Raw genomic sequence first — 19569 nt, 5'->3', positions numbered from 1 at the left:
TGTTGACCCCGCCCAGTGGATGTACGGATTGCTATCGGCCACTACGACCAGAAACCTTAGAGAGTCTGTGGAAAATTTTGCCTTGCGAGCCGACTTCGGTGAAAAGCTGTCTGCGTCACCTGGTGTCTGCTCTGGTTCTGGTCATGCTGCGCAGTTGGCCTTTCTCGCTGAAGGCTGCCGGCCCGGCCGGCTGACGACCCACCGCGGCGCGGCTATCACGCGGCGTGATCGACATGGCATATGCTGGGTAGCTTGCTTGCCGGGGTGGGTACCTCCACCTAGCATAGGCGGCCTTTTCAATGGAGGGATACGATGAAGACTTGGTCAATTCTGGCGCTCGGCGCCACCCTGGCCCTGGCGGGTTGTCAGGCCGTCAGCACGACGAGTGCTGGTGCGGTCGGTGTCGAGCGCAAGCAGTACATGTTCAGCATGCTCTCGACCCAGGAAGTCAACCAGATGTACGCGCAGTCGTATCAGGCCAGCATAAGCAAGGCGGCCGGCCAGGGCGTTCTTGATCGCAGCAGTAACAATGCGCGGCGTCTGGACGCGGTGGCCAAGCGTCTGATCGCCAAGGCGCCGATCTTCCGTCCGGACGCGGCGCAGTGGCAGTGGGAGGTGAACCTGATTCGCAGCCCCGAGCTGAACGCCAGTTGCGGACCCGGCGGCAAGATCATCTTCTACAGCGGGATCATCGAGAAGCTCGCCCTCACTGACGACGAGATCGCCGCCATCATGGGGCACGAGATCGCCCACGCCTTGCGCGAGCATGGGCGCGAGGCGATGTCGAAGGCCTATGGAGTCGAGCTCAGCAAGCAGGGTGCGGCCGCGCTACTGGGCCTAGGCCAGAACGAACTGGCTCTGGCTGACACGGCAGTGCAGTACGGCATGACTCTGCCGAACAGCCGCAGCAACGAGAACGAGGCCGATCTGATTGGTCTGGAGCTGGCGGCGCGCGCAGGCTATGACCCCAATGCGGCGGTCAGCCTGTGGCGCAAGATGCAGCAGGCCGGGGGCTCGGCTCCGCCCGAGTTCATGAGCACGCACCCGGCCTCGCAAAGTCGCATTGCTTCATTGCAGGCGGCGATCCCGAAGGTCATGCCGCTCTATCAGCAGGCCCGCGGCCAGCGCTGAGTCTTTGAAGGAGTGTCAGGCAAGCGCCGAGTGCGCTTGCTCGGTACGCTCCAGGCCCAGCTGAGCGCGAACGTTCTCCATATCCAGCAGCGTGCAGATCTCACGGATCTCGCCGCTGCTGTTGAACGTCCAGAAGGCAACCACCGAATAGCTGAGCACCCGATCGCTGACCGGGTAGCCATCCACGGGTCTTTCGATGGTGCCCAGCAGGGTGCTCCAGGTGACCACTCGCTCGCCTTCGGCAATGCATTCCTCGACCACGGCCTCCAGCGTCGGCATCGCATGCCGGACCTTCTGGATGAACAGCACGAAGTCGCTCGCCGGCAACGAGTTGCCGAGCAGTGCGCTGCGGTAGATGAAATCCTTGCTCTGCAACTGCTCGGCGAGCGCCAGGTGCCCCTTGTTCCAGGTGAGGTCGATGTGGCGTCGGGCGGTCTTCTTGTTCTCTTCCAGCGTCATCCGATACTCCTGGGCGGCGGCTGATTCGATCCATCGGACTCTACCAGAGCGCGACCGCCCACCGTATCGCTCAGGCGGGTGTGGCGAGCATCCAGGCCTGATAGCCGGCGTAGAGAGCCAACAGCAGGAAGGCCAGCGCGGCGAGGCGCCGAATCAGATTCAGTGGCAGGCGATCGGCCGCCAGATTGCCAGCCAGAACCACGGGAACGTTGGCCAGCAGCATCCCCAGGGTCGTGCCCAGCACCACCAAGCTCAGGTATTCGTACTGAGCGGCAAGCATCACGGTGGCGACCTGGGTCTTGTCACCCATCTCGGCGAGGAAGAACGCCACCAGGGTCGCCAGGAACGGACCGTAGCGTCCGCCCGCGCCCGCATCGTCGTCATCGAGCTTGTCGGGTATCAGGGTCCAGCCGGCGACCGCGAGAAAACTTGCGGCGAGGATCCAGGCAAGCAGGGCGGGGGAGAGCTGGGATGCGACCCAGCTGCCGATTGCGGCGGCGGCGAAGTGGTTGGCCAGGGTCGCCAGCACTATGCCCCAGATGATCGGCCAGGGTCGGCGGTAGCGCGCGGCCAGCAGCAGGGCAAGCAGTTGTGTCTTGTCGCCGATTTCAGCGAGCGCAACGATCAGGGTGGGGACGAACAGGGATTCGAGCATCGGGCTTCCAGAGGGGCGGGTCGACTATTAACCATGACACGCAGAACCTCCCCGCCCCGGGTCAGGTGTGCGTGTCATAGGTCTTGTCAAACCCTTGGCCGGTGAGGGCCGGGTCGCGCACGCCATGGTCTGCGGACCAAGTATGTTGACGTGTGCCGGGCGAGCCGATGGCGGATCGCGGGAGACTACTCCCCTAGGACGGCGGCTATTCTGCCCAAGCTCTGGGGGCTATACAAGTCTCAGCGGCGAGAGGCGCGGTAGATGCGGAATCCCCTGGCTTCGGCAAGAACCTGGCATGGCCCGAGATGCGCCTCGATCAGCGGCTGATAGCGCAGGAAGCTGTTCGCCACCAGGCGCATTTCGCCACGCGGCTCTAGATGCAGGGCCGCCTCGGCGAGCAACGCCTCGCTGGTGCTGTAGTCGGTCTTCACGCCCTGATGAAAGGGCGGATTGCTGACGATCGCGCTGAGTCCGAAAGGAGCGGCAGCGATGCCGTCGCCGGCGATGATCTCTGCCTCCAGGCCATTTTCCTGCAGGGTCAGCCGGCTGCTTTCCAGGGCGAAGGCATCGACATCCAGCAGACTCACGCGGCTCTGCGGATAGCGGCGCTTGAGCAGCGCACCCATGACGCCGGCGCCGCAACCGAAATCCAGCAGGTGCCCGCTGGGCAGACCGTCCAGATGTTCGGCCAGCAATGCACTGCCGACGTCGAGGCTGCCATGACTGAAGACGCCGGGCAGGCTGACGACCTGCAGCGAACCTTCAGTCGTGTCCAGCGGGTAACGCCGAGCGAGATCATGTAGCCGTGGCGCCAACGGCGCTTCGTTGACCTGGACCTGCCAGAGCTGGCAGTGGCGGGCGCTGTCGAGCTTGCGCGGCTGACCGAAGGCGCTCAGACGGCGCGCGGTACTTTCTACGCCGGCGCGCTTTTCGCCGACCAGGTAGAGCATTCCGCCGGCAACCGCGCTGGCCAGGCTGGCAAGCAGATAGTCACTGAGCTCGCGCGACTTGGGCAGGAACAGCACGGCGGCGGCGAAGCTGCCGGCGGGACGTTCGACAGCGAACTCGACTCGACCGGGGAAGCGCGTCTCAAGCGTTGCCTGCTCGCCGGCATGCCAGCTCCAGCCGCGCGCCAGTGGCAGGCGGCCGAGCAGATCGTCTGCCGGCAGACCGGCGAGCAGCAGCTCGCCAGTGAAGAGTTCGGTCTGGCGCAAAAGGACTTCGCTGCGCGGATCCATGGATGCTCCCTATTGCTTGCCGCGCCGCTGCGGCGCAAAGCGCGCAAGCTTATCAGCTCGTCGTCCTGGTCTGGAGCGCTCAGCACAGCTCGATCGCGACTGCCGTGGCCTCGCCGCCGCCGATGCACAGTGCAGCGATACCGCGCTTGCCACCGCTCTGGCGCAACGCGTTGATCAGCGTGACCAGCAGGCGCGAGCCGGTCGAGCCAATCGGATGGCCCTGCGCGCAGGCGCCGCCATAGATGTTGACCCGGGCGGGGTCGAGGTCGTGGGCGCGGATCGCCAGCATGCTGACCAGGGCGAAGGCTTCGTTGATCTCGAACAGATCCACGTCACTCCGGTTCCAGCCGGTCTTCTGTAGCAGGCGTTCGATGGCGCCGATGGGGGCGAGGGTGAACTCGCTCGGTGCCTGGCTATGGGTCGAGTGGCCGACGATTCGCGCCAGGGGCTGCAGTTGCCGGCCGCCCAGTTGCTCGGCGCTGGCCAGTACCAGCGCCGATGCGCCGTCGGAGATCGAGCTGGCGTTGGCTGCAGTAATGCTGCCATTGCTGGCGAAGGCGGGTTTGAGTAGCGGGATCTTCTCGATTTTCGCGCTCTGTGGCTGTTCGTCCTCGCTGACCAGGCGTTCGCCGTGACGGTCGCGGACAGTCAGCGCAACGATTTCCGTCTGCAGCAGGCCGGCACTCATCGCCGTTTGCGCGCGACGCAGCGACTCCATCGCATAGGCGTCCATCTGGGCCCGGTCGATGCCTTGCGCATCCGCGGTTTCCTGGGCAAAGGAGCCCATCAGGCGCCCGCTGGCGGCGTCCTCCAGGCCGTCGAGAAACATGTGGTCGTGCAGGGTTGCGTGACCCATGCGCAGCCCCGCGCGGGCCTTGGTCTGCAGGTAGGGGGCGTTGGACATGCTTTCCATGCCGCCTGCCACCATCAGCTCGCAGCTGCCGGCGCGAATCAGGTCGTGGGCCAGCATCACCGCCTTCATGCCCGAGCCGCAGAGCTTGTTGATGGTGGTACAGCCAGTGCTGCTGGGCAGTCCGGCGCCCAGTGCTGCCTGGCGCGCCGGGCCCTGCTTGAGACCGGCAGGCAGTACGCAGCCCATGATCACTTCGTCGACGCTGGCGGGCGCGATGCCTGCGCGGGCCACGGCGGCAGAGATGGCTGCGCTGCCCAGTTCGACGGCGCTCAGGCTGCTGAGGCTGCCCTGGAACGCGCCCATCGGCGTGCGTGCGGCGCCGACGATGTATATCTCTCGCATGTCGTTGCTCCTGTGGGTGGTCACGGTTGCCCGAATCATCCTTTTGGTCGATTTGAGCAGCCAGGGGGCCTTCTAGAGTGGCGGGGACGCTTCAACAATAACAAGTCATCCGAAGGTGTTTCCCATGCTGCAGACCCGAATCATCCCGCCGGCGCCCAACGCCTACACCTGTCCCTTGCTGATCAAGCGCCTGCTGCTCTCCGGCGTGCGCTACGAGAAGACCCGCGAGATCGTCTACCGTGATCGCCTGCGCTACAGCTACGCGACCTTTACCGAGCGCGTCGCGCGTCTGGCCAACGTCCTCACCGAGGCCGGGGTGAAGGCGGGCGACACCGTCGCGGTGATGGACTGGGACAGCCATCGCTACCTGGAATGCATGTTCGCCATTCCGATGATCGGGGCGATCCTGCACACCATCAACGTGCGCCTGTCGCCGGATCAGATTCTCTACACGATGAACCACGCCGAAGACCGCTTCGTGCTGGTCAACAGCGAGTTCGTTGGGCTCTACCAGGGTATTCAGGGACACCTCACCACGGTCGAGAAGACTCTGCTGCTGACCGATGGCGAAGAGCACGACGCGGCGCTGCCCAATCTGGTTGGCGAGTACGAAACCCTGATGGACGCAGCGTCCACGCGTTACGAGTTCCCCGATTTCGACGAGAACTCGGTCGCCACCACCTTCTACACCACCGGCACCACCGGCAATCCCAAGGGCGTCTACTTCACCCACCGGCAGTTGGTGCTGCACACCATGGCCCAGGCGGCGTCGATGGGCAGCAACGACAGCGTCCGCCTGCTCGGCACCAGCGATGTGTACATGCCGATCACGCCGATGTTCCACGTGCACGCCTGGGGTCTGCCATACACCGCGACCATGCTGGGACTCAAGCAGGTCTACCCGGGGCGTTACGATCCGGAACTCCTGGTCGAGCTGTGGCGCCGTGAAAAGGTGACCTTCTCCCACTGTGTGCCGACCATCCTGCAGATGGTGATGAACGCCAAGGCTGCGCAGGGCGTCGACTTCAACGGCTGGAAACTGATCATCGGCGGCAGTGCGCTTACTCGCGGTCTCTACGAGGCGGCCAAGGCCACCGGGATCCAGCTCACCGCTGCCTACGGCATGTCCGAGACCTGTCCGATGATCTCTTCCGGCCACCTCAACGAAGAGCTGCTGGCGGGCAACGAGGACGAGTGCATCAGCTACCGGATCAAGGCTGGTGTGCCGGTGCCGCTGGTTGAGGCCTCATTGATGGATGCCGAGGGGCGGCACCTGCCACTCGATGGCGAAAGCCAGGGAGAGCTGGTGCTGCGTGCGCCCTGGCTGACCCAGGGCTACTTCAAGGAGCCGCAGAAGAGCGAGGAGCTGTGGGAAGGCGGCTGGCTACATACCGGTGACGTGGCGTTGATCGATGAGATGAGCTGCATCGATATCCGTGACCGGATCAAGGACGTGATCAAGACCGGCGGCGAGTGGATTTCCTCGCTCGAGCTGGAAGACCTGATCAGTCGCCATCCGGCGGTGCGTGACGTGGCGGTGGTCGGCATTCCGGACCCGCAGTGGGGTGAGCGGCCCTTCGCCCTGGTGGTCGTCAACCCAGGCCAAGAGTTCGATGCGCGAGCCCTCAAGGAGCACCTCAAGCCCGCCGTCGAGGAGGGGCACATCAACAAGTGGGCGATACCCACCCAGATTGCATGTGTTACCGAAATTCCCAAGACGAGTGTGGGGAAACTCGACAAGAAGCGCATCCGCGCGGATATCGCCCAGTGGCTGGATTCGGGCAGCCCCTTCCTTTCCACCCTCTAAGCCTTGCCTGGCGCGCCTTCATGCGGCGCGCCAGAGCCTCTCGCGGGGCATTGGCCTACTTATTGCTGTCGGTTTGGTCCGTCGCTCTTGTTCCTTCCTTGGGAGCTAAGGCGGCTCGAATTTTTTCGTTCATCCTTTTGGGTTATCAGTCCTTGGGATGTTCGACTGAAGTCTGACCTAACTACAAATATGGAGTAGCCCAATGACCCCTGCTAAACCGTTCTGGCGTCTGGCAAAGCTGCCGCTGGCGATCGGCCTGGCTTCCACCCTTGCCGCGCCGGCCTATGCGGTCTCTTTCAATATCGGGGATATCGAGGGCCAGTTCGATTCCAGCATGTCCCTGGGTGCAAGCTGGGCGATGGACAAGGCAGACAAGGACCTGGTGGGCACTCCGAATGGCGGCATTGGTTTCACCACCACGGGTGACGATGGTCGTCTGAACTTCAAGCGCGGCGAGACCTTCTCGAAGATCTTCAAGGGTGTTCATGACCTTGAGTTGAGGTATGGCGATACCGGCGTGTTCGTTCGTGGCAAGTACTGGTACGACTTCGAACTGAAGGATGAGTCGCGTCTGTTCAAGGACATCAGCGATTCGAACCGTAAGGAAGGCGCGCAGTCTTCCGGCGCGCAGATTCTGGATGCCTTCATCTACCACAACTACAGCCTCGGTGATCAGCCGGGTAGCGTCCGTGCCGGTCGCCAGGTAGTGAGCTGGGGTGAAAGCACCTTCATCATGAACAGCATCAACAGCATCAACCCGATTGACGCTGCTGCGGCTCGTCGCCCCGGCGCGGAAGTCAAGGAAGCGCTGCTGCCGGTCAACATGCTCTACGTTTCCCAGAGTCTGACCGATCAACTGGCGATGGAAGCCTTCTACCAGTTGGAATGGGACCAGACCATCGCGGAAAACTGCGGCACCTTCTTCTCCGTCGATGTGGCGGCAGATGGCTGCGTTGACTATCCGGCATTGAGCAAGGCTCAGATCGACGGCCTGAAAGCGTTTGGGTTTCCGGCAGTTGCTGCAGCCAACGGCATTCGTTTTACCGATGAAGGCGTGATGATTCGTCGAGGTCAGGACCGCGACGCGCGTGATAGCGGGCAGTGGGGCCTGGCGCTGCGCTGGCTGGGTGAGCAGACCGAATACGGCGCCTTCATCATGAATTACCACAGCCGTGCGCCAATTGTGGGCTATCAGAACGGCAGCGCTGCGGACATTCAGAACGCTTTTGCTACCGCCGGCGGGGCCTTCGCTCAGCCGATGCTGCTGGGAACCGGCAACTACTACCTGGAGTACCCGGAAGACATCCGCCTCTACGGTCTGAGCTTCTCTACCACGTTGCCTACCGGCACCGCCTGGCAGGGTGAGGTCAGCTACCGCCCGAACATGCCGATCGCACTCAACACCACCATCAACACTGGCAGGATCGCAACTGACCCGGTTGGCGCCTTTGCTGGCGCGGGCGGCGGTCTTGCTGGTGTAGCGGCTGCAGCTGGTCGTGCGGGGATTGATCATCGGGGCTACAACCGCAAGGAAATGACCCAGGTTCAGACGACCTTCACGCACTTTTTTGATCAGGTCATGGGGGCCGATCGCCTCACTGTCGTGGGTGAAATTGGTGCTACCCGTCTCGGTGGGCTGGAGGCTCGTACTTACGGTCGCGATGCATTTTCTGGCAACCCGTTCAGCGATCCGCTGGCGGCCGCCCGCTATGGTACCGGTGGCTACTTCACTTCCAGCTCCTGGGGCTACCGTACCCGCGCGGTATGGGACTACAGCGACGTCTTCGCCGGTGTTAACCTGAGCCCGGTCATCAGCTGGTCGCATGACGTGGACGGCTACGGGCCGACCTTCAACGAAGGGTCGAAAGCAGTCAGCATTGGTGTGGATGCGAACTACCGCAACACATATAGTGCGAGCCTGTCGTATACCGACTTCTTCGGCGGCGACTACAACGTCATGACCGATCGCGACTTCCTCGCTCTCAGCGTTGGCATGAACTTCTAATAAGAAACGGATGCAAGGAACCCTCTAGATGAAAAGAACCAAAGTGATTCTGCAGACAGGTGCTCTCGCCCTGTCGATGATGGCTACTGGTGTGATGGCAGCCGTCTCCGCCGAAGAAGCGGCCAAGCTTGGCAATTCTCTTACCCCGCTGGGTGGTGAAATGGCCGGCAACGCCGATGGCAGCATCCCGGCCTGGACCGGTGGCCTCAAGCCCAGCGCGGGCAAGGTCGATGAGCGCGGCTTTCTGGAAAATCCGTATGCCGGTGAGCAACCGCTGTTCACCATCACCGCGCAGAACATGGACCAGTACAAGGACAAGCTGACCCCCGGTCAGCAGGCGCTGTTCAAGCGTTATCCGACCACCTACAAGATCCCGGTGTACAAGACCCATCGCAGTGCTGCCAGCACCCAGGAAGTGTACGAGGCTGCTCGTCACAACGCCCTGAACACCAAGCTGGTCGAGGGTGGCAACGGTCTTGAGGACTTCAAGATGGCGCACGCCTTCCCGATCCCGCAGAACGGTATGGAAGTGGCGTGGAACCACCTGACCCGCTATCGCGGTGGCAGCGTGCGTCGCCAGATCGTCCAGGCCACTCCGCAGGTGAACGGCTCCTTCAACCTGGTCTACTTCCAGGATGAGTTCACCTATCGCGAGAACCTCAAGGACTACAACCCGGACAAGCCGAGCAACGTGCTGTTCTACTTCAAGCAGCGTGTGACCGCGCCGTCGCGTCTGGCGGGTAACGTTCTGCTGGTCCACGAGACCCTGAACCAGGTCAAGGAGCCGCGTCTGGCATGGCTGTACAACGCCGGCCAGCGCCGCGTGCGTCGTGCGCCGCAGGTGTCCTACGACGGTCCGGGTACCGCTGCAGACGGTCTGCGTACCGCTGACAACCTGGACATGTTCAACGGCGCCCTCGACCGTTACGACTGGAAGCTCAACGGCAAGAAGGAAATCTACATTCCTTACAACAACTATGCCGTCGACAGCCCCAAGCACAAGTACGACGACATCCTCAAGGCTGGCCACGTCAATCAGGACCTGACTCGCTACGAGCTGCATCGTGTCTGGCACGTGACCGCCACGCTGAAGAACGGCGAGCGTCATATCTATGCCAAGCGCGATTTCTTCATCGACGAAGACAGCTGGCAGGCTGTTGAAATCGACCATTACGACGGTCGTGGCAACCTGTGGCGCGTAGCTGAAGCAATGACCGAGTACTTCTACCATGTAGGTGTGACCGGCTATGCCTTTGAAACCCTCTACGATCTGCAGTCCGGCCGCTACCTGGCGCTGGGCATGAAGAACGAAGAGAAGAAGGGTGTCGACTACGGCTTCATCGCTTCGGAAAACGAGTACACCCCGACCGCGCTGCGCCAGGCTGGCGTGCGTTGATCTGAGGCAGGTTGCTCGGCCATCGATTGGCGTCGCAAGACGCCACTCAATGGCAGTCACAAGAAACCGCTGCAGGGTGATCCTGCAGCGGTTTTTTTATGGGTGTGGTGCAGCGTTCAACGAAAGCGACAGCGCGAGCAGGAGCGCGAGCGAGTCGGTGTGGCAGTGCGGGACGGCACGGCTCGGCTGCTGACCCCGACAGACTGGCGGTTGCCGGCCTGAGCTGGCGCCATCTGGGTGGGTTTGCTGCTTCCGCTGGGTGTGGAGTTGTCGACTTTCAGGGTGTCGGCAGAAACGCTGCTGGTGGGGCAGCCATGCTGGGAGAAGGTCACCTTCCCCGCGTCATCCACGCACTTGGCGACCGTGGCAGCCTGCGCGCCGGAGGTGATCAACAGCGAGGCGTAAATAATGATGTGGCGCATGAGATTCCTTCTCCGGTTCTTCCTGTGCGAACCCTAGCATGCTCGTCAGCCCCCATATACCCGCTAAAGCGCGATGTGGTCGTGGTCGCCGCATTGCCTTTTGCTACATTTGCAGGCTTCAAATACGCCCTGCCAGACTCTAGGCTGTGGCGCGTTGCAGGCGCCAGCAAGGGTGACAGGTGCGCAGTTCTCTGGCTGGCCAGGCCGTGGCGCAGGGACATGGATCTGCCGGGTCGGCTGCGTTGCTTGCCTGGGCCGGTGTCCTTTTCATCAGCGTGGATCATCGAATCTGGCGTGTGAGCCTCTGGCCTCTCGTGCCTTTCATTGCCCGGGATCGCTAATACAGATGCCTTCCAGTCACAGTTTCTTCCGTCCGCCGCTCGCCGCGGGTTACGTCTCGCGGCCGCGTCTCTGCGCGCGGTTGCAGAGCGTGCTGGACGGGCGCCTGTTGCTGATCTGCGCGCCAGCGGGGAGTGGCAAGACCAGCCTGGCCCTTGAGTTTTGTGGTCAGTTGCCCGCGGACTGGCAGAGCCTCTGGTTGGCGCTGGATCGACGGGATGCCGAGCCCGGGCGATTGTTTGAACGGATACTGGCAACCTTTTCGCCTGCACTGCCGGGGTTCGGTGAATCGGCGCTGGAGCTTCTGCGTCTGCGCCAGCCACATCAGCCCTTTGCCTTCGAGAGCTGGCTGGATGGCGTGATTGAGGATCTGCAGCAGAGCATTGATCCGCAACGTCCGATCCTCCTGGTGCTGGACGATTACCATCTGGCGCAGGGGCCGGTGGCCGACGCCTGTCTGCAGTACCTGCTCGACCACTTGCCCGGTGGGATATGCCTTCTGGTCTGTACCCGCCAGCGACCGTCCTGGCACCTGGCCAGGTTGCGTCTCGCGCGCCAGGTGCTGGAGCTTGGCGAGGCGGATCTGCGTATGGATCTCAGCGAGGTCGAGCAATTGCTCGGAGCCGGATTTGCCGCAGAACCGGACCTTGCCGAGCTGCTGGCACGCAGCGAAGGCTGGGTCGCCGGGCTGCGGTTGTGGCAGTGGATGCGCGAGCGCAGTCCGAGGGATTCTGGGCGAGCCGTGCCGCGCATGCGTGGGGACGAAGGGGTCATCCGCGAGTATCTGCTCGAGGAGGTCATCGCGCACCAGCCCGAATACGTGCGTGAGTTCCTACTTGCCACGGCTCACCTGGAGCAGATCTGTGCTGATCTCTGCGATCAGGTGCGCGAGGCACACGACAGTTCCGCGGTCATCGAGCACCTGCTCACCCACCAGCTGTTCCTGGTGCCGCTGGACGAGCAGGGACTCTGGTATCGCTATCACCACCTGTTCTCCGACCTGCTGCGTGCGCGGCCGCTGTCATCGGATACCTCGCTCAGTACCTTGCGTCTGCGCGCCTGCCGTTGGTTTGCGCAGCGGGGGTATTTCAGCGAGGCGGTTGAGGAAGCGTTGCGCGCCGGCCGGGTGGACGTCGCGGCCAGTCTGGTGGAGGGCCTGTCCGAAGAGCAGCTGCTCACCGAGCAGAGCGTCACCCTGCTGCTGCGCTGGAAGCGTGATCTGCCGGACACGCTGCTGGCCAGTTCGCCACGATTGATCGTCCTGTATGGCTGGGCGCTGGCGTTGGCCTGCCAGCTCGATGCTGCCGACGATCTGCTGGCGGCGCTTGGCGGTTTCCTGCCGGCGCCGGGCATCTCTCAGCAGCAGACGCTGCTGGCGCAGTGGCTGGCGCTCTCGGGAATCATCGCACGGGCCCGGGGCGATCTGTCGCGCGCCCGGCAGCACTGCGAGCAGGCGGTGCAGAGCCTGCCGGCGGAAAGCTTCGGGCAGCGCCTGATGTGCCTGTCCTGTCTGGCCGGTATCGCGCTGGCCGAGGGGGAGCTGCTACGTGCGCGGAGTCTGCAGCGCGAGGCGCTGGAGTTGGCTCAGCGGGTCGGCAATCACCTGCTCGAGGCGTTGTTGCGAGCGGACCGTGCCTGGCTGCAAGCCTCTCGCGGGGAGCTGGCGCGCGCTTGGGACGAGCTGCGCAGCGGGCGCCTGCGCATTGCCGAGCTGGACACCCAGCGCAGCTATGCCTCGCGCGGACGACTGGCGCTGGTCGAGGGCGAACTGCTTTTCGCCAGCGGCGATCTGGATCAGGCGCGCCGGCGTCTGCGCGCCGGCATGGATGAGCTGCGTGTCTGTCGTGATCTGATGGTGATTCGTGGCTACGCCTGCCTGGCACGGGTCGAGGCGGATGATCTGGGTGCCGACGCCGGCTTTGCGGTGCTGGCTGAGGCAGAGTCCCTGATGCACGCCTGGGATGTACCGGCGATCTGCTATCTGGCCTTTATCACTCTGCGCAAGTGCGAGCTGTGGTTGCGTCTGGATCGCATCGAGCTGGCCGAGCCCTGGCTCATTCGCCTGCGCCAGACCTACTGTATCCAGGCGGCCGCGGTTCCGGAGCTGGCGCCGTACCTGGCGCAGGAAGTCGAGTTGCAGTACGCCCTCTTGCGCGACCGCCAGGCGCAGGCAGAAGAGGCCCTGGGTCTGCTCGACCGACTGCGCCTGGAGACCGAGCGAGCAGGCGCAGGGGCGCTAACCCTGCAGGTAGATGTCGAGCGTGTGCGCCTGCTGTCGCAGGTCTCGGAGACTCAGGCCCGACGCCTGCTTCGAGAAATATGCGCCGGTCGGTGCGATGCACAGCGCCATGCCTTCCGGCCCCTGCTGCGCTTGCCACCGCTGGCGGCAGAGCTGCCCTGGAACGTGGCGCGGCCGCCATCGGGGGAAGTACCAGCGGAGACGCTGAGCGCGCGTGAGCGCGCGGTACTGCAGCTGATCGCCGAGGGCTTGTCGAATCAGCAGATCAGCGAGCGCCTGTTCATTTCCCTGCCGACGGTGAAGACCCACGCGCGCAACATCAATGCAAAGCTCGGCGTGCAGCGCCGGACTGAGGCGGTAGCCCGCGCCCAGCAGCACGGCTGGCTGGGCTGATTGACGCTGAACGATCATTCATTTATGTTCCCTGCTCGCTGTGCCGCTCTGTCGGGCTGCAGTCCAGGGCCACCGTAGTGGCCCGTCATCGAACCCAGGAGAACAACAATGAAATACGGGCTATTGCGCGTGCTGGCGGCTGCCGGCCTGACCTTTTTTCTCGGCCATGCGGCGGCTGCCGAGGGGCAGGGCGCCGAGGCAGAACTGCTGGAGATGATCGCCAGCGGCAAGGCCTACAGCGCGGAGGAGTTGATGCCGCTCTACGAGCAGCTCGAGCCGGTAAGCATCGAGTTCATGCTTGGCACCTGGCGTGGCGGCAAGTTCGATGGCGGTAGCGAGCCGGACCCGATCAACTGGTACGGCAAGCGTTTCGATTCGGCGGCTCATGCCGAGCCGCTGCTGGTGCGCGCCAAGGACGGTTCGATCCAGGCCTACACCGCGCTGGGCGCGGCGCAGTTGCGCGAAGTGAAGTTCGCCGGCAAGGTCACTGCAACGCTGATCTACGACAAGCAGCCGATCATGGACTACTTTCGCAAGGTCAACGACGACGTGGTCATCGGCCTGGGCGACATCAAGGGCAAACCCACCGACTTCTTCTTTCACCTGACCCGCGACAACTGAGATCTCCGAGGGGCGCTGCTGGCGGTCCCGCGCGAGGGCTTCGGCGCCTTGGCGCTGGTGTGTCTGCCAGGCGGGAGCCGGCCGGATATCCTGGTTGTCGGTTCCCGCTTCGCTCTGCGCATGCCTAAAATGCCGGACGCATTCGCCGGAGCCCGAAGATGTCTGCCCAACCCGCCCTGATCCGCGAAACCTTTCCCGTCGGCCCCTTGCAGTGCAACTGCACGATCATTGGTGATCCGGTAACCGGCAAGGCGCTGGTGGTAGACCCGGGTGGCGATCACGAGCTGATCCTGGCACGCCTCGACGCGCTCGGGTTGAAGGTCGTCAGTATCATTCACACCCATGCGCACCTGGATCACTTCCTAGCCTCCGGGCAGATGAAGGAGAAAACCGGCGCCACCCTGCATCTGCATCAGGATGACAAGTTTCTCTGGGACAATCTGGAGATGCAGTGCAGGATGTTCGGCGTGCCCTATCAGCCTGTGCCGGCTCCGGACCAGTGGCTGGCCGATGACGAGGCGCTGGCCTGTGGCTGTGGCGTAGCCATGCACACACCGGGGCATACGCCCGGGTCGATGAGCTTCTGGTTTCCCGAAGCAAAATTGCTGATCGCCGGCGACACGCTGTTTCGCCGTGGAATCGGCCGCACCGATCTGTGGGGGGGCGACTTTGCGCAGATCGAGCGCTCGATTCGTCTGCGCCTGTACAGCCTCGATGAGGATGCGACCGTGGTCACAGGCCATGGCCCGGATACCCGGCTGGGCGACGAAATGCGTGAGAATCCCTTTATCCGCGCTGGGCAGTAATGCCCCGCGCGGGAACCTATTGCCGTCCGTCGGTTCCAAATCGGCAATTTCGGACTCGATTCCGGATTCATAAGAGGAGCAGTACATGAAGACTTATTCCCGCCTGACACTTGCCGCCGCTGTCGTTGCATTCGCAGCGGGTTGCGCCTCGCAGAATCCCTACGATGGTCAGCCCCGAGACACTAACAAGACTGCGATCTATGGTGGTCTCGGCGCGCTGGCGGGGGCTGCCGTAGGCGCCGCCACTTCCAGCAGCAAGGACCGTGGCAAGGGTGCGCTGATCGGTGCTGCTGTCGGTGGTGCCGCAGGTGCCGGCTACGGCTACTACGCCGACAAGCAGGAGGCCGAGCTGCGTCGCAGCATGCAGGGCACCGGTATCGAAGTGCAGCGTCAGGGCGACAACATCCAGTTGATCATGCCCGGCAACATCACCTTCGCCACGGATTCCGCGGAAATCTCCAGCGGCTTCTATACCCCGCTGAACAACCTGGCGTCGTCCTTCCGTCAGTACAACCAGAACAGCATCGAGGTGGTCGGTCATACCGACAGCACCGGCAGCCGCGCCTACAACATGACGCTCTCGCAGCGCCGCGCGCAGGCCGTGGCCGACTATCTGCGTGCCCAGGGTGTCGATGGCTCGCGACTGAGCACCTACGGCGCCGGCCCGGATCGTCCGGTGGCGAACAACGCGACCGCGGATGGCCGCGCGCAGAATCGCCGGGTGGAAGTCACCCTGCGTCCGCTGCCTGGCGCGCAGTACTGACGGACGCGTGTCCGGTTCTTTACCGGGCGCCGCTGTTCATACCGAATCCCCCGGGGAGCATCTTCCCGGGGGATTTTTTTCACCTGTCAAAATTGCCAGGGACTTCCTGTCGCGGTCGTGCCGTTCGTCGACCACGTCGCCAAGTCCGACGTGCTGACTACACTTTCGTTAATTGGCGCGGCTTGCCCGCGTTTTCTTGGTGTCGCTGCGGCCCAGGCGCACCTCCTGATGGAGCAGGACACCTCATGGGTGTTGAGTCGTCGTTTCTTCATTCACGAAAATCCTGGATACCCCTGCTGGTCGGCGCGCTTCTGCTGGCAGGACTGGGCTCGCTGGTGATCTGGCAGTGGCAGGTGTTGCAGCGCAATACCCAGCAGGCTCATCAGGAGCGATTCGCCATCGCGGTGGACGAGATCGAGCTGGGTTTGCGCGAGCGCATGCGCGCCTACGAGATGGTCCTGCGCGGCATGTCCGGCCTGCTCGTCGGTAGTGAGGATGTCTCCAATGAGGAGTGGCTGCGTGCGGCCGAGCAGCTGCAGTTGCAGAAGCACTATCCAGGGATTCAGGCGCTTGGCTGGGCGCACTATCTGAAGAGCGCGCAAGTGCCGGACTTCACCGATGAAATCCGTCGCTCCGGGCGAGAGGATTTCCGTATCTACCCGCAGAGTGCACAGGACTCGCACCTGATCGTCAGTTACATCTACCCGCTCGACTGGCGCAACAGGCGAGCGATCGGCTTCGACATGTTCAGCGAGCAGACCCGTCGCGCTGCAATAGAGCGCGCCCGCGACAGCGGCGATGCGGTGCTCACGGGGCCGGTAGTGCTCAAGCAGGAAACGGCCAAGAACGTGCAGACAGGAGTACTGCTTTATCTGCCGGTGTATCAGGAAGGCCTGCCGCTGAGCAGTGCGGCGGAGCGGCAAGCGTCCCTGATTGGGGTGGTGTCCGGTTCCTTTCGCATGTCTGATCTGCTGCTCAGTATTCTGGGCAGCAACGGGCGTCGTTTCGATATCCGCCTGACCGATATCACCGATGACCCGCTGCTTCTGGCCAGTGAAGGAGCAGGTAGCGCGGCGGCGACACCGCGCAGCGCCAGCCGCAATCTGGAAATGTACGGGCGGGTCTGGCAGCTGCAAGTGAACAGCACGGCACGATATGAAGCCTCGATGGGGGAGGGTGGGCTGCATCTGAGCCTGGCTGCCGGACTTCTGCTGGCGCTGCTGATCTCGATCCTGGTGGGCGGCTTTCTTTACCTGCGCGAACGCTCCCTTACCCTCAGTGCGCGGCAGGCGCAGGATCTGCGCGAGAGTGAGAGCCGCTTCCGTCTGGTGGTCGAGGCGGCGCCCAATGCCATCGTTCTGGTCGACAGCAAGGGTCGGGTCGCGATGCTCAACCAGCAGGCCGAACAGCTATTCGGGTATCGCCGCGAGGAGCTGCTCGGACAGCCAATCGAGCGGCTGCTGCCGGACGGTTCGCGAGCAGCGCACGTAGGCATGCGCGAGGGTTTCTTCAACAACCCGGAACAACGCCGCATGGGCAGCAATCGCGAGCTGTTCGGGCAGCGCAAGGATGGCGTGCTGATCCCGCTGGAGGTCGGCCTGTCGCCCATTCGTACCAGCGCCGAGCTGCTGGTGCAGGCGGTGATCATCGACATCAGCGAGCGCCGTGCGGCCGAGGAGCGCTTCCGCCTAGTGGTCGAGGCGTCGCCCAATGCCATCGTTCTGGTCGATGGTGGCGGGCGAATCGCCATGGTCAACCGGCAGACCGAGCTGATGTTCGGCTACCCGCGCGAGGAGTTGCTGGGCGAGGCCGTGGAGAAGCTGTTGCCCGAGTCGCTTCGCGGGTTGCACGTGGCGCAGCGCGAGGCCTTTCTGCGTGACCCTTCACCAAGGCGCATGGGCGGAAATCGCGAGCTGTTCGGCCGTCATCGAGAGGGTCAACTGATTCCGCTGGAGGTCGGACTTTCGCCGCTGCGCAGCGGTGACGATCTGCTGGTGCAGGCGGTGATCATCGATATCAGCGAGCGCCGGCTTGCCGAGCAGCGCTTGCGCGACCACGCCGAGCAACTGGTGCTGGCCAACCGTTACAAATCCGAGTTTCTCGCCAACATGTCGCATGAGCTGCGTACGCCGCTCAACAGCATCCTGATCCTCGGCGAACAGCTGGCGCAGAACGTTGCCGGCAACCTGACCGAAAAGCAGGTCCGTCACGCCGAGATCATCCACAAGGCCGGCAACGACCTGCTGCATCTGATCAACGATGTACTCGACCTGGCGAAGATCGAGGCGGGGCGCGTCCAGCTCAAGCTGGAACCGGTAAACCTGCAGGATCTGCTGGTCGAGCTCGATGCCAGCCTGCGGCCGATGGCGGAGCTCAAGGGCGTGCGTCTGATCAGCCGGGTGTTGCCTGGCGTGCCACGCACCATCAGCGGTGATCGTGGGCGACTGCAGCAGATTCTGCGCAACCTGCTCTCCAACGCGTTGAAATTCACCGACAGCGGTGAGGTGGAGCTGCAGATAGGGCTGTCGGATGTCTCGCTTGATGAAGAGCGTGAAACCCTTGAGTTCAGCGTGCGCGACACCGGCATAGGGATCGACCCGCAGCAGCACGAACGCATCTTCCAGGCATTTCAGCAGATCGACGGTTCCACCAGCCGGCGCTTCGGTGGGACCGGCCTGGGGCTGGCGATCACTCGCCAGCTGGTGGAGGCGCTGGACGGTCGGATCAGCGTGGAAAGTGCCCCCGGCAAGGGCTCCCGGTTCGTCGTGCGCATGCCGGTGGTGGCGCTGACCCATGCCGACGCAACCGGCTCCGCGCTGAACGCGAAACCCCTGCGCAGCGGCAAGGGGCCGGCGGTTCTGATCGTCGAGGACGACGCCAATTTTGCCGGGGTCATTGCCGAGCAGGCCCAGGCCCACGGTTTTGCCAGTGTGCTCTGTCGTAATGGTCGTGCCGCGCTGGAGCTTCTGGAGCACGAGGATTTTGCTGCAGTGATTCTCGACATCCTGCTGCCGGATCTCAGTGGCTGGCAGATCTACCGGCGCCTGCGCAGTCTGCCGCGTTGCCGCGAAGTGCCGGTACACATCATCTCCTGCGTACCGCAACCGGAGGACTGGCAGGAGGACGGCACGCGCTATCTGGTCAAGCCGGTGGCGCGCGATGATCTCGAACAGGTCTTCGCCGACATTGCCAGTCCCGGCCTTGCCGTGCGCAACCTGCTGCTGGTCGAGGACGTAGAGCTTGAGCGCGAGTACTACCGGGGTCACCTGCAGCAGCTGGGCTTCGAGGTAACTGCGGTCGGTAGTGCGGCGCAGGCGCTGCAGGCCTATGCCGAAGAGCCTTTCGCGGTGATGGTCATTGATCTGAATCTGCCTGACCGCGATGGCTTCGAGCTGCTCGAGCTGCTCCAGGCGATACGTCCTGAGCATTCGCCGCAAGTGCTGATCAATACCGGCATGGAGCTGGGTCATGAAGACCTGCAGCGCCTGCGGCGCTATTCGGCCCTGGCCGTGCGCAAGCAGGACGGCTCGCCCGGCGCGCTGGAAGCGGCCTTGCGCGGTTTTCTTGCCCAGGTGGCTGAACCGCTGTCCAGCAAAGAGGCTCTCAGTGGCAGAAGAGTGCTGCTTGTGGATGACGATATCCGCAACATCTACGCGATGAGCGCGCTGCTCGACGAGCTGGGCCTGGTGGTCGTCACCGCCCAGAACGGGCTGGAGGCTCTCGAGAGTTTCGAGCGCCAGCCGGTTGATCTGGTGTTGCTGGACATGGCCATGCCGCAGATGGACGGCTATACCGCGGCCGGCATTCTCAAGCGCGAACGCGGCTGTCGGGTGCCAGTGATCGCGTTGACTGCGTATGCGATGAAGGGGGATCGGGAGAAGTGCATCACTGCAGGTTGCGACGACTATCTGGCCAAGCCAGTGACGCGCTCGGTGCTGATCGAGATGTTGTTGCGCTGGCTCGCCGAGCCGGCTGAAGGAGCGCCAGACAGCGCTCAGGGAGACAGGGATGGAACCTGAAAGCAAAAGTGAGTATGTCCG

At 63.4% G+C, this 19569-nt stretch carries 14 protein-coding genes and 1 riboswitch; of the genes, 9 read left to right on the top strand and 5 right to left on the bottom strand.

Features of this window, described 5'->3' with window-relative positions; all coding sequences use genetic code 11:
* Nucleotides 1–312 precede the first annotated feature (312 nt).
* Nucleotides 313–1131 (top strand): M48 family metallopeptidase, encoded by an 819-nt coding sequence (locus DBO85_RS08850; RefSeq protein ID WP_108106906.1) that lies wholly within the window; start codon nucleotides 313–315, stop codon nucleotides 1129–1131.
* Between the two features lie 15 nt (nucleotides 1132–1146).
* On the opposite strand, the gene DBO85_RS08845 is transcribed toward DBO85_RS08850, so the two are convergent.
* The 4 genes from DBO85_RS08845 to DBO85_RS08830 form a co-directional block, all read right to left on the bottom strand.
* On the bottom strand, nucleotides 1147–1590 hold the full coding sequence (locus DBO85_RS08845; protein WP_108106905.1) for an ester cyclase: 444 nt from the start codon (nucleotides 1588–1590) through the stop codon (nucleotides 1147–1149).
* A 70-nt stretch (nucleotides 1591–1660) separates the two neighbouring features.
* The gene (locus tag DBO85_RS08840; RefSeq protein ID WP_108106904.1) at nucleotides 1661–2245 is read right to left on the bottom strand and encodes a TMEM165/GDT1 family protein; all 585 of its coding nucleotides are present in this window, start codon (nucleotides 2243–2245) and stop codon (nucleotides 1661–1663) included.
* 14 nt (nucleotides 2246–2259) lie between these two features.
* Nucleotides 2260–2451: riboswitch (yybP-ykoY riboswitch) on the bottom strand.
* Between the two features lie 33 nt (nucleotides 2452–2484).
* Nucleotides 2485–3483, bottom strand: coding sequence for a class I SAM-dependent methyltransferase (locus DBO85_RS08835; RefSeq protein ID WP_108106903.1), 999 nt, complete (start codon nucleotides 3481–3483; stop codon nucleotides 2485–2487).
* A 79-nt stretch (nucleotides 3484–3562) separates the two neighbouring features.
* Complete coding sequence (locus DBO85_RS08830; RefSeq protein ID WP_108106902.1) at nucleotides 3563–4738, bottom strand: acetyl-CoA C-acyltransferase; 1176 nt, start codon at nucleotides 4736–4738, stop codon at nucleotides 3563–3565.
* Nucleotides 4739–4862: 124 nt separating this feature from the next.
* Here DBO85_RS08830 and DBO85_RS08825 point away from each other — a divergent pair, with 124 nt between their 5' ends.
* The 3 genes from DBO85_RS08825 to DBO85_RS08815 all read left to right on the top strand — a co-directional run bounded on the left by DBO85_RS08825 (nucleotide 4863) and on the right by DBO85_RS08815 (nucleotide 9946).
* A complete protein-coding gene (locus tag DBO85_RS08825; RefSeq protein WP_108106901.1) occupies nucleotides 4863–6545 on the top strand; it encodes a fatty acid--CoA ligase in 1683 nt (560 codons plus the stop codon).
* Nucleotides 6546–6747: 202 nt separating this feature from the next.
* Complete coding sequence (locus DBO85_RS08820) at nucleotides 6748–8550, top strand: DUF1302 domain-containing protein (RefSeq protein WP_108106900.1); 1803 nt, start codon at nucleotides 6748–6750, stop codon at nucleotides 8548–8550.
* A gap of 28 nt (nucleotides 8551–8578) precedes the next feature.
* Nucleotides 8579–9946 (top strand): DUF1329 domain-containing protein, encoded by a 1368-nt coding sequence (locus DBO85_RS08815; protein ID WP_108106899.1) that lies wholly within the window; start codon nucleotides 8579–8581, stop codon nucleotides 9944–9946.
* Between the two features lie 116 nt (nucleotides 9947–10062).
* Here DBO85_RS08815 and DBO85_RS08810 read toward each other — a convergent pair whose 3' ends face one another.
* Nucleotides 10063–10368, bottom strand: coding sequence for a DUF4124 domain-containing protein (locus tag DBO85_RS08810; RefSeq protein WP_108106898.1), 306 nt, complete (start codon nucleotides 10366–10368; stop codon nucleotides 10063–10065).
* A 346-nt stretch (nucleotides 10369–10714) separates the two neighbouring features.
* Between DBO85_RS08810 and DBO85_RS19205 the strand changes: the two genes are divergently transcribed.
* From DBO85_RS19205 to DBO85_RS08785, 5 genes are all read left to right on the top strand, one after another.
* Nucleotides 10715–13339, top strand: coding sequence for a LuxR C-terminal-related transcriptional regulator (locus tag DBO85_RS19205; RefSeq protein WP_158268887.1), 2625 nt, complete (start codon nucleotides 10715–10717; stop codon nucleotides 13337–13339).
* A 108-nt stretch (nucleotides 13340–13447) separates the two neighbouring features.
* Nucleotides 13448–13960 carry a DUF4334 domain-containing protein gene (locus DBO85_RS08800; RefSeq protein ID WP_199286994.1) on the top strand — a complete coding sequence of 171 codons (513 nt, stop codon included), beginning with the start codon at nucleotides 13448–13450 and terminating at the stop codon, nucleotides 13958–13960.
* 158 nt (nucleotides 13961–14118) lie between these two features.
* Nucleotides 14119–14766 (top strand): MBL fold metallo-hydrolase, encoded by a 648-nt coding sequence (locus DBO85_RS08795; protein WP_108106896.1) that lies wholly within the window; start codon nucleotides 14119–14121, stop codon nucleotides 14764–14766.
* Between the two features lie 85 nt (nucleotides 14767–14851).
* Entirely contained in the window at nucleotides 14852–15529 is a 678-nt protein-coding gene (locus tag DBO85_RS08790; RefSeq protein WP_108106895.1) for an OmpA family protein, read from the top strand.
* A gap of 245 nt (nucleotides 15530–15774) precedes the next feature.
* Complete coding sequence (locus DBO85_RS08785) at nucleotides 15775–19548, top strand: CHASE domain-containing protein (RefSeq protein ID WP_108106894.1); 3774 nt, start codon at nucleotides 15775–15777, stop codon at nucleotides 19546–19548.
* Nucleotides 19549–19569: the final 21 nt, after the last annotated feature.

This window comes from Pseudomonas mangrovi (assembly GCF_003052585.1).
In the GTDB taxonomy this organism is placed as follows: Bacteria; Pseudomonadota; Gammaproteobacteria; order Pseudomonadales; family Pseudomonadaceae; genus Aquipseudomonas; species Aquipseudomonas mangrovi.
Note: the sequence above shows the minus strand (reverse complement) of the source record. Positions and strands in the feature narration are given on the sequence as shown.